This window comes from Psychrobacter sp. TWR1-1-1 (assembly GCF_049895865.1).
GTDB lineage: Bacteria > Pseudomonadota > Gammaproteobacteria > Pseudomonadales > Moraxellaceae > Psychrobacter > Psychrobacter immobilis_A.
This window is the reverse complement of the sequence record NZ_JAFCTE010000018.1, coordinates 18,306-33,265: the sequence shown is the minus strand read 5'-3', so window position 1 is coordinate 33,265 and position 14,960 is coordinate 18,306. Positions and strand designations below refer to the sequence as shown.

Here is a 14,960-nt window from a genome sequence, read left to right as displayed (position 1 = left end):
CGTTTGAAGCCTGCGTTATTTTGTTCGAGTAGCTTATCTATGTTTGGCATGGTTCTTAGCTAGTTGTGAATGTATTAGTTATTGTAAAACCCTCTGCTACTTTTGCAAGAGGTCTATTTAGTAGGGTTTATATATGGATGGTGAGATGCATTCGGATAATAATGGTTATGGTAAGTGGCATTTACCCTGATTACAAGCGCTCTGAGCGATGAAACTCTTTAGCAGCTGTTATGAGTAAGATGCTCACTTATTGATAGCATCCATTAAATAAAAAAGAGCTACCCTATAGGCAACTCACTTTGTAAAATTCTTAACATTTTTGCTAATGCTAGGGCATGTCCTCATTTTAAAAATGGTGATAAACATGAGATAAATTGCCGTAAAACAAGGAAAGTAGCGCAAATAATATCAAGATATTAACAAGCTATTTGACGATGTTTGGCAAAATTTAGCCATTTTTAGCCCATTTGGCAAGTAATCGATTGAATTGAGGACACGCGCTATTCTTGCTAGTTTATCGATATTTCAAATTAGCAATTTTTTAATACACTACTTAGACCCAGCCTTTTTCACGGAACAGCTTTAATACTTTAATAAATGCTACCATCTCATCAGGCGTGCCAAGCGTCAAGCGATTGAAGCCTGTAATAGGTGGAAACTCGCGACCAACCTTGATGCCATGGTCGCGCATTCTATCGATGTATGTTTTTAAATCACCTTTTATTTCATGAAAAATAAAATTGGTCTGTGAGGGTAAATAACGCAATCCAAGATCGTCTAATACCGTCTCAATCATCTGGCGCGACTGATTGGTATTGCGTAAGCTGAGCGCTAAAAACTTGGCATCATTTAACGTGGCAATAGCAGCAACCGCACCTGACAAGTTGGTATTGTCCATAGACATAAACGCTTCGACACTCTCAATAGCTTGCGGATTAGAAACCGCGTAGCCCACTCGCATACCTGCTAAGGCACATAACTTTGAGAAAGTATGAATAACAATAAGGTTGTCTGATAACCCTTGTTTCACCCACTCAATACCACTCTCAAAGCTTGGATCTGACACATACTCCAAGTAAGCTTGGTCTAATAAAAAGTAATGGTTGTCTGGCGCCTTACTTACCCAAGTTTTAAGCTTTGACGTTGATGTAATGATGCCAGTTGGATTATTTGGATTGCAAATATAGAGCAGGCTGATGCCATCAAAATCGTCAGCAGCTTTTTGTAGCTCATCAAAATCATAATCATAGTTTTCAGCGGTTAACGGTATCTTGACCACAGGCACGCCAATGGAATTTGCATACATCTCTGCACAATCAAACGTTGGCACAGGAATTACCATCTGAAAATGCTTGCCCGCTTTTAGTGCTTTGTTTTGCAACATTTGTAAGGTAGCTCGAATATTTTCAGTCGAGCCATTGCCTAAGGAGATTTGGTTTTCTGCCACACCATGGATGGTGGCAATTTTGCTAATGAGCGCCGCGCGTGGATTATCTGGATAACGAAAGCCCTCACCTAAAGATTCTATAATGGCTTGTTTGGCAGAATCTGCCATGCCTAGTGAGTTTTCATTCGCATTTAATTCTAAGAATTTATTATTTTTCATGATGAATTATGTGCCTCAACGTCCGTTGTTATAAGTTCATATTGCTCATTGATATCATATTAAGGGGCATTTGGTATAAACACAAGTTTTGATATGACCAATTATTAGTTATTAATAATCTCGAACAAAAACGAGGTTTTTTTGCTGATAAGAAGACCATAAAAAAGGCGAGCTAACTATCTGTTAACCCGCCCTACTGTTTTTATATTCTAAACCTTACCATCTAAATCAAATGCGCCTTTAACTCTAACACTTTATCACGCGTTTTCGCCGCATCTTCAAACTTCAAATCACGTGACATCTGCTTCATAAGCTTTTCAAGACGATTGATTTCTTTCGCCAGCAAATCAGGACTGCGTAAGATGCTAATATCAACATCAGGCAGATTGCTCTTGATTGGAATTACTTGATTGTCATTGGCATTCTGATCGTCACCTGTATCGATTTTATCGGTGATACTGCGACGCGCGCCTTTTGGGGTGATATTGTGCTCAAGGTTAAAAGCGACTTGTTTTTCACGGCGACGATCGGTCTCGTCTATCGCCTTTTGCATACTATTGGTAATACGATCAGCATAAAGGATAGCCTTACCATTGATGTGACGCGCGGCTCGTCCAATGGTCTGAATCAAAGCACGCTCAGAACGCAAGAAGCCTTCTTTATCAGCATCAAATATCGCTACTAGCGATACCTCTGGCATATCCAAACCCTCGCGCAATAGATTGATGCCGACCAGTACGTCATGCACGCCTGTACGTAACTCATGAATGATTTGCATACGCTCGACAGTATCAATGTCCGAATGCAGATAAGCAACTTTGACGTCGTACTCTTTTAGATAACTGGTCAAATCCTCTGACATGCGCTTAGTCAAGGTGGTAATCAGTACGCGCTCATCTTTTTCGCGCCGCTTAGTAATCTCTGATAACACATCATCGACCTGCGTCAATACAGGACGAATCTCAATCTCAGGATCAATCAAACCCGTTGGACGGACGACTTGCTCGACCACTTGCTCGCTGTGTTCAAGCTCATACAATGCAGGCGTGGCACTCACATATATGGTCTTAGGCTTGATGCGCTCCCATTCTTCAAACTTCATCGGGCGGTTATTCATTGCGCTTGGTAGACGGAAGCCATAATTCACCAAGTTTTCTTTACGTGATCTATCGCCTTTATACATCGCCCCAATCTGCGAGACGGTCACATGCGACTCATCAAGGAACAGCAGCGCATCTTCTGGAATATAATCAAACAAGGTCGGCGGTGCTTCTCCTGATGGACGACCAGACAGATGCTGTGAATAGTTTTCGATGCCGTTACAGTAGCCGAGCTGCTGAATCATCTCAAGATCATACTGAGTACGCTCTTTGAGACGTTGTGCTTCAATCAACTTGTTATTATCACGAAAATATTCTAAGCGCGGCTCAAGCTCGGCCCGAATCGTATGACTGGCAGCTTCCAGTTTATTACGCGGCGTCACATAATGCGATTTTGGATAGATAGTAATACGTGGCACGCTACGTACCGTCTTACCTGTTAATGGATCGAACCAAGTGATTTTCTCCACTTCATTGTCAAATAAATGCACACGTACCGCCAGCTGCTCAGACTCAGCAGGATAAATATCTAACAGCTCGCCACGCAGACGATAAGTACCACGCCCAAAGTCGAGCTCATTACGTTCATATTGCATCTCAACCAACCGCTTAATAGTCGCAGTACGGTCTATTTTGTCACCGACGACGACATGTAGCAGCATTTTTAAATAACTTTCTGGATCACCCAAACCATAGATACAAGATACTGAAGCGATAATAATTGCATCACGGCGCTCAAGCAGTGCACGCGTGGCTGACAGACGCATCTGATCAATATGATCGTTAATGGCGCTGTCTTTTTCGATAAATGTATCACTCGCCGCGACATAGGCTTCCGGCTGATAATAGTCATAATAGCTGACAAAGTACTCAACGGCATTGTTTGGAAAAAATGACTTAAACTCACCATATAACTGCGCGGCAAGCGTTTTGTTATGCGCCATAATAATGGTTGGACGCTGCGTCTCAGAGATGACCTTTGCCATGGTATAGGTCTTACCCGAGCCCGTTACACCCAGTAGTAACTGCTCGTCCATACCAGAATTAATACCGTTGACGAGCTTTTCAATTGCTTGCGGTTGATCGCCTGCTGGCTCAAATTCTGTGACCATCTCAAAAGCACGACTTGATATTTGCGTCCCTGACGCATTAACACCACTAATTTCAGCTTCACCTTGGAGCTGAGTGGCCAATTGATTTAACTGACGCGACGAGCGCGGTTCAGGCATTCGCATAATGGCTTTCTTCTTCTGAAGGTTTATTACAATGTGGGGTCTAAGCTAGGGTTTTTAAAGGTAATTAAGGGTTTTATCTTGTCACCTTCTCTTACAATATTAGCATCTAGATATGACGTCACACGCCCTATTTATAACGAATAAATAGTACCTTCGTTATAAAAAACGCACACAGCATCCGCTAAATTTACAAAGCTTTTCATGATTAACAAACTCATTACACGACCACCTAATAAAGCCTAACGCTTGAGGCTTTCAATCTTCATTTAAGCTGCTATTATTTATAACGAATCAACAAGTAGTTCATTAGTAAGATACCAATAACAACAAATGAGATTTTCATTAAAATAATACACATAATGGAGTAGAACATGAGAGAACGTTACGCAAGTGGAATAGATGATGCAACCGCAAAGAAAATGATCGACTTATTGAACGCTAATCTAGCGAATCTCATTGATTTGAGTATGGACAGTAAGCAATGTCATTGGAATTTGCAAGGTACTGGCTTTATCGGTGTGCATCAGTTATTAGATGATACCTATGGTCGCTTGACTGAAGCTTATGATACGGTTGCTGAGCGTATTGTTATCCTTGGCGGTAAAGCCAATGGTATCTCTAAACGCGTCGTTGAGGACTCTATCCTCGAGACTTACCCTACTGATATTACTGAAGTCGATCAGCATGTTCGTGAGCTTACCAATCGTTATAAGACCATTGCGGCATCATTGCGTGAAGGGATTAATGCTGCTGGTGATGCGGGTGACGAAGATACCGCTGACCTATTAACGGAAATAAGCCGTACTGTCGATAAAGATGCATGGTTCATCGGTGCCAATGCACCAAAGAAATAATATCTTTGTACCTAACCCAGTTATACCAATAAAACAGGTATATCAATAAGATAGTCCATATCAGCAAAAAAGGTCACTTTTATAGTGACCTTTTTTTTGTGTACTAATTTATGTGTAATAACTTTAAGATTCGCGCTCAGAAACGGGCTTTAAAATAGCTAAATTGTCAGTTATTAGCTGTCAGTTAAAAAACACCTTGGATTATTTGTTGCATCTGCGGTAAAAGCTCACCCAGCTGCGCCTCTGTCTCACTGGTATCCTCAGGCAAAGATTGCTTTAGAAATGCCGCTGTCATCTGTGGCTGTTTCGACAAGATGCTTTGACCCATCACCGTATCATAAAAATCAATTTGAGCATCAACTTCCGCTTGCGTATAGTAAGTTTTTGCCGCGTTAATATATGCTTGCGTCAACGTCTGCTTGTCAGTGGTATCACCGATAGTATTGGTCATTATCTTGGCATATTGACCCAGCACTTTTTGAATCTGCTCTTGTAGCGCCTGTTGACGTTTATTCAGTTTACCATCACCTACTGACTCAGTAGGATTTTGCGTTTGTACATTGATGGCATTAATAGCCGCTTGTTGCCCGTTAACGATAGATTCTATTTGCTCATCAATATGCATCACTTCCATCAGCTTCACAATAGACGTATCTGTTGGGGAGATATTATTCATAAAAGCGGTATTGTTAATAGAAGCGCTATTCACACTTATTCTATTGATACTTACGCTTTGCTGTTGAGCAGGCTCATTATGAATTACCAGCTCAGCCTGTGCTTGAGTCAGACTGGCTACTGCGCTAATAGTGATAACGGCCATACTTAATGAGCGAACCATGATTGAACGCCCAACAGGGCTCTCGATAGCAGACTGAAGACTTAGTTTCATATTAGTTTCTCTTTATCAGGCATCTTGATTATAACTATTGGGTAAGCTCAAAGTTTCAGCATTGGGTACAGATAATGTCAGGATAGCTTCCTGAAATAAAGGATTGGCACGAAACTGACTTTCAATAATTTCGAATTTTTGGGCAATCTCTTTTTCTTTTTGATTGCCAGCGATATCGACTGCCGCCACCATAAATATCTTTTTGGGTCCCACCCACTCCAAATGTAAGTACGACACACTATCGATATCTGGATGATTGAGTAACTCGCTCAATGCATAGCCATGTATCCTCTCTGATACTTTATAACCGACCAAAAAGTCACGGTTGCGGCTAATTAAAAAGATGGCTACCGCACCCAATAATATTCCGACAATGATGGAGCCGAGCGCATCCCAAAACGGCTGTCCCGTGTAAGCATGCATACCCATGGCAGCAGCAGCGACAACCAAGCCGATGACAGCTGCCAAGTCTTCAAAGAATACACCACGTAAAGTTGGATTTGACGTATCGACCACATAGCCAATGGCGCTGACATTTATCGCTTCACCATGCTTTTTGCTTTGTAAGTAAGCTTGCCCTAATGAAAACCCTTCGAGCACAAACGCAATCGCCAATACAATAAAACCGATGGTATAGTTGGTCTCGCTTTCCGCAGCATTCCACTCGGTGATACCAGTATAAATGGAGACAATGGAACCTGCCATAAAGACACCAAAAGCGGCAATCATCGACCAGACATAAGCTTCTTTGCCATAGCCGAGGGGATGGCTTTCATCAGCAGGTTTGATCGCCTTTTTCTCGGCGACAATTAATAAAGTACCGTTACCTGCATCTGCCCACGAATGCGCTGACTCTGCGATCATAGAAGCAGAACCCGTCATAAATGCTGCTACCGTTTTGGCAATCGCAATGATAATGTTGGCTCCAACGGCAATTAATACCGTTACCAATGAAGCGGAATGTTGCTGGTCTTTATTGGTTGTAGACTTAGCAGAACTGTCTAATACAGAATGAGAATTACCATTAGAAGTGGCGTCTGTAATGAGCGTGCCAGCGCCTCGAGCACGGCTATTACGCGGCGCTGACTGATGAGAAATAGTAGGAGGTGACTCGGCTTCCGATGGTTTTAAGCTCATAATAATCTCGATATAGGCTTTTTGAACGCAGATATGTATTTAACCAGATCAATAGACCAATTGAGAGCCGTTTAACTGACTATGCAGGGTCTATTTGTCTTAACGATCATGACAATTAGCCAGCTCACCAACCATATCTCTGATATCACAACTGGGTCGATGCGAGCTTTCCAGACGCAGGTTTTTACGCTCTAGTGCGGCATCAGCACGGCATTGCTGCATGGGATTTTTGATATCAAGTGGCGGCGCAGGTGTGGGCTTGCCATTATCATCAATAGCGACCATCGTAAAATAGCAGCTGTTGGTATGGCGTACAGTACGGGCTCGAACGTCTTCTGCTTCGACGCGAATGCCGACCTCCATTGAAGTATTTCCCACATAATTAACACTTGCCGCAAAGGTAACCAATTCGCCAACATATATAGGCTCACGGAACATCACTTGGTCGACAGACAGCGTCACCACATAATTGCCGCTATAGCGACTGGCGCAAGCATATGCGACTTGATCAAGCATCTTAAGCAAATCACCACCATGCACATTGCCAATAAAATTCGCCATATCAGGCGTCATCAGTATCGACATATATAACTCATGATTTAACGGGGCTTTTTTGGCAGTCGAGCTGGTATTGTATTGCGGCATAAAAATCCTTGAATGATTTAGGGCGTTTTGATAGTAAGTATCATTTATACAGCAGCTCACAAGAGAGCACAAACGGCACTCTGTCATTGAATGGTCTAGGTTATGTAAATCTTAAGCTATTTAACTTTAGCTCAACCAATGAAAACGATAAGCAAGCCAAGCGACAATGGCGCTCACTGAACCTGTCAAGATACCGCCCCAAGCAAAATCAACCAACGCTGTATCCAGTGTAAAACCTTTGTACAACGCTAAACTGGTAAAGTCATAAGTACCGTAAGCCATCAGCCCTATTAGGCCACCAAGCAAGAATATATGACCAATCGAAGCGCCTGCTTTGATTTGTGGATATAAAATCAAGACACAGAGAGCCAGTAGATAAAACATATAGAACACGCCAGCAGCAATCATGTTTGGCTCATCGGCAAGCAGATGCCCGATACGCTTTTCGTAAAATAAGCCAGTCATAGTCTTGAGCCAAACTGCGTCAATACCCAAAAATATAAGCACAGCAGCCAGATATATAAGTACATAACCCATAACCACATCCTTTTAATTAGCGTTTTTTAATCCCAGCTTATTTCCATCATCGCTTGTTAAGTCAGTGCTTGTTAAGACACTGCCTATTGAAACCCAACTTGTTAAGACGCTATGTTTCGTTTGGAGGCGTCTTGGCCATCACTGTTAACATTACCGCTTTCATTAGAATTCATAATATCGTGAATCAGACGGCTGCTTTGCTCATCGGTGAGAGTGTCATGAGAAGACAAATCAGAGAAATGCATCACATCAATATTGTCTGGCTTCACTGCGGTCAACTGTACCACGCCGATGGTGCGCTCTAAAAACCCACCTTCACAGTAACAAAAATAAAAATCCCACAAGCGAATAAAGGCATCATCATAACCAAGCCCCTTAATTTCTTCACGCTGTGCCATAAACGCCGCACGCCAGTCGCGCAAGGTATGAGCATAGTCAAAACCGTAATCATGTAGCTGCTTGATGACCATGTCGGTTTGTTCCGTAAACTGTGTATTTAGCTCTTGATTAGACAGCAAACAACCACCAGGGAAAATGTGCGTCTGGATAAAATCAACTGAATTAACATAATCTTGGTAGTTTTGATCGTTAAAAGTAATCGCTTGCAGCACCATCAGCCCTGTGGGTTTGAGCAAGCTATTACATTTGGCAAAAAACGTCGGTAAGTACTCGTGCCCAACGGCTTCAATCATCTCGATACTGACTAGCTTGTCGTACTGCCCTGTCAGCTCACAATAGTCTTGCTTCAGCAGGGTAATTTTATCAGACAGTCCTGCCGCATCGACTCGGCGCTGCGCCTCATCATACTGGGCATCAGAGATGGTCGTCGTCGTTATGTGACAGCCATAATGTGTGGCGGCATAAATAGCAAAACCGCCCCACCCTGTGCCAATTTCTATCACATGATCATCAGGCGTCAATTGTAATCGCTGGCAAATGAGCGCCAGTTTATGCTGCTGTGCTGCGCTCAGTGATACATCAGGCGTACGATATACTGCTGCTGAATACATCATCGTATCGTCCAAAAACCGCTGATACATATCATTGCCCAAATCATAATGCGCTAAAATATTGGACTTGGCACCAGACTGATCATTGCTACGTAGCCGATGCTTCGCTTTTTCAAACGCCTTACTCACACCTGCAAAGCGATTTTCTAATTTATTCAACACCGCCAAGTTACGCGCTGCCAACCGAATCAGCCCTGTCAAATCGTCCGTATCCCACTCACCATTGATATAGCTGTCTGCTAGCGCAATAGAGCCGCCAAGCAACAGCTGTCGATAGACAGCAGGATCATGAATCATCAAGGTGACGTGTAGTGAATGGCGACCCACTGCCGAACTGCTCGCGACACTATCGGATACTTTACCAAAGCTGACGGTATTAGGTGCTTGCTCATCGAATGCTTCGACTATAGTCAAGCTACCAAACTGGATATGCGCTAATGCACGAAAGATGAGTTTTCTTGCCAATTTATTCATTCCCGCACTGACGGGCTGAAAAACGGCGCTCTCATTGACGACCTTACTCATCTGTGCGGTCAATTTCCCTAATATCGAAACGGGTGCTCGGTCGGTTGGTCGTGCTGACATCGTATATTCATCCTTGTTTAAATGCTCTATGCTTAAGCGTTAAGCTGATAAATTTCTTTGGCTGATCGTTAGCCCTTCAACTATCAAAGAATATCTTTTGGAGTCGGTGCTTTGTTCTGTTGGCTATCGGCCAGTTTTTCATCATAATGAATATAAGGTACTTTTTTAATCGCATAAAGCTTGAAAGCATGCCAATAAATACGGGTTACAGAGGTCATGTTCATTAGCGGGTTTTTTCGCAAACTGTTGCGAATCGTTCTGGCGGTCATTGGAACGCCAGCCATTTTTATACCCGCTTTTAATACCTCACCGCGCTCATCGCTGATATCGATAGCAATACGAACTTGCAAGCAATTATCCGGCTGTTGTTTTACCTTAACTTGCCAACGATATAGCTGATCGATCGGGTTAAAAGGTGAGACATGAAAATCTTTATTATGACAAAATTCAGTATTCGCGCCATTGAGTGTAAACCCATAATAATGGCGCTTATCCCACGGTGTATTAGAGACTTCAGCCAATAAATGGGATGGTATCTGCTGCTCATCGAAACCTAAATAAAAATTGACTGGACTAAAACATATGCCTGCATTGCGGCAAACGAGCATCCCAATAATATCGCCTGTTGGCGCACTACCCGTTTGCTCAGTAAACGCTTGGTTTAAGCGATGATTAATTGCTTGAACAGAATTTGAACGACAATTATCCTGCTTATCATTTATTAAGTAATTACTTAGGCTATTTAACTCTTGTAAAGGTAGACCTTGTAAGTAATCATCAGGACAAAACTGCTGCAAGGCTTTTTTCTTTGCTGAAAATAATGGCAATCCTTTGACCAGACGCCCTTTTGAAAGCAACTTTTTTAAAAGCTTATTTTTACTACTCATACCTATACTTACTTCAGGAAGATCCAGCCCTTTAGCCAATGCGCTGATATTGATGCCCCAATAACGGTATGGATACGCAAATTTATGCACACTTGGCAGTAACCGACTGTGCCAAGTCGTCCCATGAAACAACTGATGGGGTAACAGCTTATTAGGCGTGTCGGTTTCAATAGACATAGCATTCTCTTCAATAGTGTTCGTTGATTTCACTGCCAAAATCACTGCACGTTATGACGACCAAATAAGCGACGCTTTCGCTTTGGTTCATCACTTTTAACAGTCGGTTGTAAACGTTCAATGTACTCAATCAACTCCTGATTGGTGAGCGCCGTGACCACCTCACGCTTATTAAGTGTGCGCAATTTGCTATCTGCCTTTACCGGCAGGTCTTTATAACGAAACGGCGTATGTGCGCTCTCGGCATCAGGCAGATGAGTCGGATCAACCTCGTCCTTTATAGCAATATCATGACCGAGCGCCTGACAAACACGTAGACCACTACGTACGCCATCTTCATGAAAACCATTAAACCAATAGGCACCGCAAAAATGTGTGTGCATGTCGTTACCAGAGATACTCGACCATCTGCTTTGCGCCTCAATCATCGCTTTATCAAACACAGGATGGCTATAATCGATGCGCTTGATGACGTGCTTATCGTCAATATTTTCATGAACGGTTTCTGGATTCAGCGTAACCAAATAATTGTGCTTTTTGGTCAGGCGTTGCAGAATATTCATGTGATAAGTCAGCACTGGTTTTGCTGATGTTTGCGCTTTTTGATTTGCGAGATTCTCATCAATCAGATAATTCCAGCTGGCCCATGCCAATGGCTTGTTCGGTAGGACACTGATATCGGTATGCAGTACGGCGGTATTTTTGTTAAAGCGAAAATGACTCAGCACCTCATGTTCATCCTTACTGGCGTCTGTTAAAATTTTGAGTGCGGTGTCTGCATGACAAGCAAAGATAACTTCGTCAAATACCAATTTTTCGTTCAAGCTTTCGATATTGTTGTCAGTAATGCTTTTATTTTGAACCGTCAATAATACTTGCTCACCATCGCGAACCACAGACTGGACTGGACTGTTTACTCTCACCTTACCGCCCGCTTTGATGAAGCGTGGAATCAACTTATTGACGTACTGTTTTGAGCCACCTTTGATCGTAAACCACTGCGGACGATTAACCACATCGAGCAAGCCATGATTGTCAAAGAACTGTGCAAAAAACACCAGTGGGAAGTCTTGTACTTCACGCAAACTGGTTGACCAAATGGCAGAAACCATTGGCAGCAGATAGTTGTCTATAAAAAGCTTGCCATAGCTTTTTTCTGTGAGATAGCTGCCCAGTGTTTGCTCAGTAAAAATGCTAACATCTTGCTCTTTAGTACGTGCCATTTCGTAGTCTTGGCGTAGCTGCTTGATATGCTTATTGAACTGTAAAATATCTTTGATAAATTGCCAAAACTTTGGATTGAAAACATTCTTACGCTGCGATAATAAAGTATTGAGCGTGTGACCATTGTATTCAAAATGGCGCGCCGTATTCTTTACCGAAAAGCTCATATCAGTCGATTGAAACGGCACTTGCAGCTCATGCAGTAGCCGAAAGAAATTGGGATAAGTACGCTCATTAAAGACGATAAAGCCAGTATCTATGGCACTGTTTTCCACATTGCTGCTTTTTGCTTTTTTGCCATCTTGTAGCGCCACATCGATGGTATTTACATGCCCGCCAATATAATCATTAGCCTCAAACACTGTCACTTCATGTTGCGCCACCAGATAATGAGCGCAAGTCAATCCTGATACACCTGAGCCAATGATAGCAATACGTTTTTGAGCTTGAGCGTTAGTCGTCTGTTTTGAGAGGCTGCTGGCTTCATGAGAGACTGTCTCTATATTCTTACGTTTACGGCGGTTAAACAGCATTGATGCGTTCCTTTCCATATTTTTAGTAATTTGTTTTTTGCAATTTTTCAATATAAGCTATTTTTTATTAATTTTTTCACTGACTTGCTGCCACACCAAATCTGGCAACGTACCCAATACCTTTAACGGTAAAGTGAGCTTTTTGGGAAATTCAATCACATCGTGACCACTCGCGATACCATCACGAATAGCTTGGCTTGCCTGCGCTGTTGTTTGGATAAAGGGCATGGGAAAATCATTTTGCTTAGTCATTGGCGTCTCGACAAAACCAGGCACCACCAAGCTTACCGACACATCATGCGGTGCAAGGCTAATTTGCAAAGTTTTCATTAGATAATGGATGGCAGCCTTTGAGCTGCCATAAGCTTCGGCACGAGCAAATGGCACATAAGCAGATGCTGAACCAATGCCAACCAAGCGACCTTTTGAGGCGATTAGCTTTGGCAATATCCCTTCGATAGCATGTGACAACGTACCCATATTTACCGACATCACTTTCATAAACGAGGCGCTATCGAAGTTTGGCATGTCCAAATATTCGCACATGCCAGCGCCACAAATCGCCAAATCAACCTCTTCAATTTTTTCAAAAGCGTCGATAACTTTATCCCGATCCATGAGATCTAAGTCAACCGTTTCTGCGCCTAATGACTCAAGCTCAGCCAATGCGCTATCGTCTCGACCAACGGCATAGACATGATGACCGTCTAGTAGATAGTCTTTTGCCAATTGATTGCCAATACCAGACGTCGCGCCAGTAATAAGTATATGTAATTTCTTAGTAGAGTCAGTCATCGTAAACGTCCTTTTATTTGTGCTGATAGTACAAAATTCACCATGCATTCAGGTGTCAAATACTTGCTTATCATCTTTAGTCAGCTGATGGCATTAACCTTTTCTTATTAAGGTATCATCCATTTTATTTATTAAATCTAAACAATCATAGCGCACGGCTATCGATTTATTGTTGTGGTTTCGCAATCAATGCGTCTCTTAATTGACTGAACCTGTCTACTCTCGCGCACTGAAAAAATTGCTCTTAGGTCTGTCGTTTTATGTTACTAGCCTTATAAGACAGCCTAATTACGGCATGCTACAATACTAAAAATCAAAAATAGCTTTACATTAAAGGGCTGATTAGTCAGCGTATTTATCATGAAAATATCCAACCTGTTAAAAGCGCTTGTCTTTATTAACGGTTATTTATTTTCAAAAATCAGCTTCCCTTGCGACAGTTTTTGAAACTGCCTGATATAGTGTCCTAATGACATCTCAAACGTTATTCAATTAATGATAGCGCTTCACCAATCCCACTCCACTATAAAAAGGATCTCTCATGAGCGAATTGCAACTCTCTGACCGCGTCAACAACATCAAGCCATCGCCTACGCTAGCGATTACCAATAAAGCCAAAGAGCTAAAAGCAGCTGGTAAAGACATAATCGGTCTGGGTGCGGGTGAACCTGATTTTGATACGCCAGAGCACATCAAAAAAGCAGCAATCGATGCCATTAATGACGGTTTTACCAAATACACCGCTGTCGATGGTACGCCAGAGCTCAAAAAAGCCATCATTGAGAAGTTCAAACGTGATAACAGCATCAGCTATGAGCCAAACGAAATCCTAGTATCGGTCGGTGGTAAACAGTCGTTTTTTAACCTTGCGCAAGCCTTTATCAATCCAGGTGATGAAGTCATCATTCCAGCACCTTACTGGGTCAGCTATCCTGACATGGTCATCATTGCAGAAGGTGTGCCAGTCATCGTCAAATGCCCTGCTGAGCAAGATTTCAAAATCACCGCTGAGCAGTTAGAAGACGCCATCACTGACAAAACTAAAATGCTGGTACTAAACAGCCCCTCTAACCCAACCGGTATGATTTACACGTTGGATGAGCTAAAAGCCATCGCTGACGTGCTGAAAAAGCACCCACAAGTTTATGTCGTTTCAGATGACATGTATGAGCACATCCGCTGGACGGGCGATAAGTTCTACAATATTCTGAATGCAGCACCTGAGCTAAAAGAGCGGGCGATTATTTTAAATGGCGTGTCGAAAGCATATGCGATGACTGGCTGGCGTATTGGTTACGCTGGTGGCCCTGCCAAGCTGATTGGGGCGATGAAAAAAGTACAATCACAGTCAACCTCATGCCCAACATCGATCAGCCAAGTGGCTGCCGAAGCCGCTATCAGTGGCGATCAAAGCGTGCTCACGCCGATGGTAGAAGCATTTGAGAAGCGTTGTGATCTAGTCGTTGATGGTTTGAACGCGATTAAAGGTATCACCTGCCTGCGTCCTGATGGCGCTTTCTACGTGTATCCTGATATCAAACCACTCATCAAAGCCGCTGGTCTGTCATCATGTACTGAATTTTCAGCATGGTTGTTAGAGAAAGTTGGCGTAGCCGTAGTGCCTGGTGACGCCTTTGGTCTTGGTGGCTATATGCGCATCTCTTACGCAACTGATGAAGCAACGCTAAAAGACGCCTTATCACGTATCGAAAAAGCGGTGGCTGATCTAGACGTTGCTGAATAAAG

The 14,960-nt window shown here is 42.7% G+C and carries 12 protein-coding genes; 2 read left to right on the top strand and 10 right to left on the bottom strand.

Annotated features, from left to right (window positions below):
* Positions 1-553: 553 nt before the first annotated feature.
* Positions 554-1,606 carry a histidinol-phosphate transaminase gene (locus ACP69U_RS12560; protein WP_314886390.1) on the bottom strand — a complete coding sequence of 351 codons (1,053 nt, stop codon included), beginning with the start codon at positions 1,604-1,606 and terminating at the stop codon, positions 554-556.
* A 223-nt stretch (positions 1,607-1,829) separates the two neighbouring features.
* Positions 1,830-3,941 carry an excinuclease ABC subunit UvrB gene (uvrB, locus tag ACP69U_RS12555; protein WP_426138675.1) on the bottom strand — a complete coding sequence of 704 codons (2,112 nt, stop codon included), beginning with the start codon at positions 3,939-3,941 and terminating at the stop codon, positions 1,830-1,832.
* Positions 3,942-4,312: 371 nt separating this feature from the next.
* On the opposite strand from uvrB, the gene dps reads away from it, so the two are divergent.
* Positions 4,313-4,795 (top strand): DNA starvation/stationary phase protection protein Dps, encoded by a 483-nt coding sequence (gene dps, locus ACP69U_RS12550; RefSeq protein WP_314885919.1) that lies wholly within the window; start codon positions 4,313-4,315, stop codon positions 4,793-4,795.
* A gap of 184 nt (positions 4,796-4,979) precedes the next feature.
* Here dps and ACP69U_RS12545 read toward each other — a convergent pair whose 3' ends face one another.
* The 8 genes from ACP69U_RS12545 to ACP69U_RS12510 all read right to left on the bottom strand — a co-directional run bounded on the left by ACP69U_RS12545 (position 4,980) and on the right by ACP69U_RS12510 (position 13,214).
* Complete coding sequence (locus tag ACP69U_RS12545) at positions 4,980-5,684, bottom strand: DUF2059 domain-containing protein (RefSeq protein ID WP_314885917.1); 705 nt, start codon at positions 5,682-5,684, stop codon at positions 4,980-4,982.
* Positions 5,685-5,699: 15 nt separating this feature from the next.
* Positions 5,700-6,821: a cation diffusion facilitator family transporter gene (locus tag ACP69U_RS12540; protein ID WP_314885916.1), complete on the bottom strand. Its 1,122-nt coding sequence runs from the start codon at positions 6,819-6,821 to the stop codon at positions 5,700-5,702.
* A gap of 99 nt (positions 6,822-6,920) precedes the next feature.
* Complete coding sequence (locus ACP69U_RS12535; protein WP_087815776.1) at positions 6,921-7,466, bottom strand: acyl-CoA thioesterase; 546 nt, start codon at positions 7,464-7,466, stop codon at positions 6,921-6,923.
* A 126-nt stretch (positions 7,467-7,592) separates the two neighbouring features.
* A complete protein-coding gene (locus ACP69U_RS12530) occupies positions 7,593-8,003 on the bottom strand; it encodes a DUF2177 family protein (protein ID WP_087815779.1) in 411 nt (136 codons plus the stop codon).
* A 101-nt stretch (positions 8,004-8,104) separates the two neighbouring features.
* Positions 8,105-9,598, bottom strand: a complete 1,494-nt coding sequence (locus ACP69U_RS12525) for a class I SAM-dependent methyltransferase (RefSeq protein ID WP_426138674.1) — start codon at positions 9,596-9,598, stop codon at positions 8,105-8,107.
* An 83-nt stretch (positions 9,599-9,681) separates the two neighbouring features.
* On the bottom strand, positions 9,682-10,662 hold the full coding sequence (locus tag ACP69U_RS12520) for a DUF1365 domain-containing protein (RefSeq protein ID WP_426138673.1): 981 nt from the start codon (positions 10,660-10,662) through the stop codon (positions 9,682-9,684).
* A gap of 41 nt (positions 10,663-10,703) precedes the next feature.
* Positions 10,704-12,419 (bottom strand): NAD(P)/FAD-dependent oxidoreductase, encoded by a 1,716-nt coding sequence (locus tag ACP69U_RS12515; RefSeq protein WP_426138672.1) that lies wholly within the window; start codon positions 12,417-12,419, stop codon positions 10,704-10,706.
* Positions 12,420-12,476: 57 nt separating this feature from the next.
* Positions 12,477-13,214 carry an SDR family NAD(P)-dependent oxidoreductase gene (locus tag ACP69U_RS12510; protein ID WP_109589208.1) on the bottom strand — a complete coding sequence of 246 codons (738 nt, stop codon included), beginning with the start codon at positions 13,212-13,214 and terminating at the stop codon, positions 12,477-12,479.
* A 541-nt stretch (positions 13,215-13,755) separates the two neighbouring features.
* Between ACP69U_RS12510 and ACP69U_RS12505 the strand changes: the two genes are divergently transcribed.
* The gene (locus ACP69U_RS12505; protein WP_426138671.1) at positions 13,756-14,958 is read left to right on the top strand and encodes a pyridoxal phosphate-dependent aminotransferase; all 1,203 of its coding nucleotides are present in this window, start codon (positions 13,756-13,758) and stop codon (positions 14,956-14,958) included.
* The last annotated feature ends 2 nt before the right edge of the window (positions 14,959-14,960 follow it).

What these genes read in the sequence shown, in the direction of transcription:
- ACP69U_RS12505 (WP_426138671.1), top strand. Translation starts at nt 13,756, where the DNA reads ATGAGCGAATTGCAACTCTCTGACCGCGTCAACAACATCAAGCCATCG.
- ACP69U_RS12535 (WP_087815776.1), bottom strand. Translation starts at nt 7,466, where the DNA reads ATGCCGCAATACAATACCAGCTCGACTGCCAAAAAAGCCCCGTTAAAT.
- ACP69U_RS12515 (WP_426138672.1), bottom strand. Translation starts at nt 12,419, where the DNA reads ATGCTGTTTAACCGCCGTAAACGTAAGAATATAGAGACAGTCTCTCAT.
- ACP69U_RS12510 (WP_109589208.1), bottom strand. Translation starts at nt 13,214, where the DNA reads ATGACTGACTCTACTAAGAAATTACATATACTTATTACTGGCGCGACG.
- dps (WP_314885919.1), top strand. Translation starts at nt 4,313, where the DNA reads ATGAGAGAACGTTACGCAAGTGGAATAGATGATGCAACCGCAAAGAAA.
- ACP69U_RS12540 (WP_314885916.1), bottom strand. Translation starts at nt 6,821, where the DNA reads ATGAGCTTAAAACCATCGGAAGCCGAGTCACCTCCTACTATTTCTCAT.
- ACP69U_RS12525 (WP_426138674.1), bottom strand. Translation starts at nt 9,598, where the DNA reads ATGTCAGCACGACCAACCGACCGAGCACCCGTTTCGATATTAGGGAAA.
- ACP69U_RS12520 (WP_426138673.1), bottom strand. Translation starts at nt 10,662, where the DNA reads ATGTCTATTGAAACCGACACGCCTAATAAGCTGTTACCCCATCAGTTG.
- ACP69U_RS12560 (WP_314886390.1), bottom strand. Translation starts at nt 1,606, where the DNA reads ATGAAAAATAATAAATTCTTAGAATTAAATGCGAATGAAAACTCACTA.
- ACP69U_RS12530 (WP_087815779.1), bottom strand. Translation starts at nt 8,003, where the DNA reads ATGGGTTATGTACTTATATATCTGGCTGCTGTGCTTATATTTTTGGGT.
- uvrB (WP_426138675.1), bottom strand. Translation starts at nt 3,941, where the DNA reads ATGCGAATGCCTGAACCGCGCTCGTCGCGTCAGTTAAATCAATTGGCC.
- ACP69U_RS12545 (WP_314885917.1), bottom strand. Translation starts at nt 5,684, where the DNA reads ATGAAACTAAGTCTTCAGTCTGCTATCGAGAGCCCTGTTGGGCGTTCA.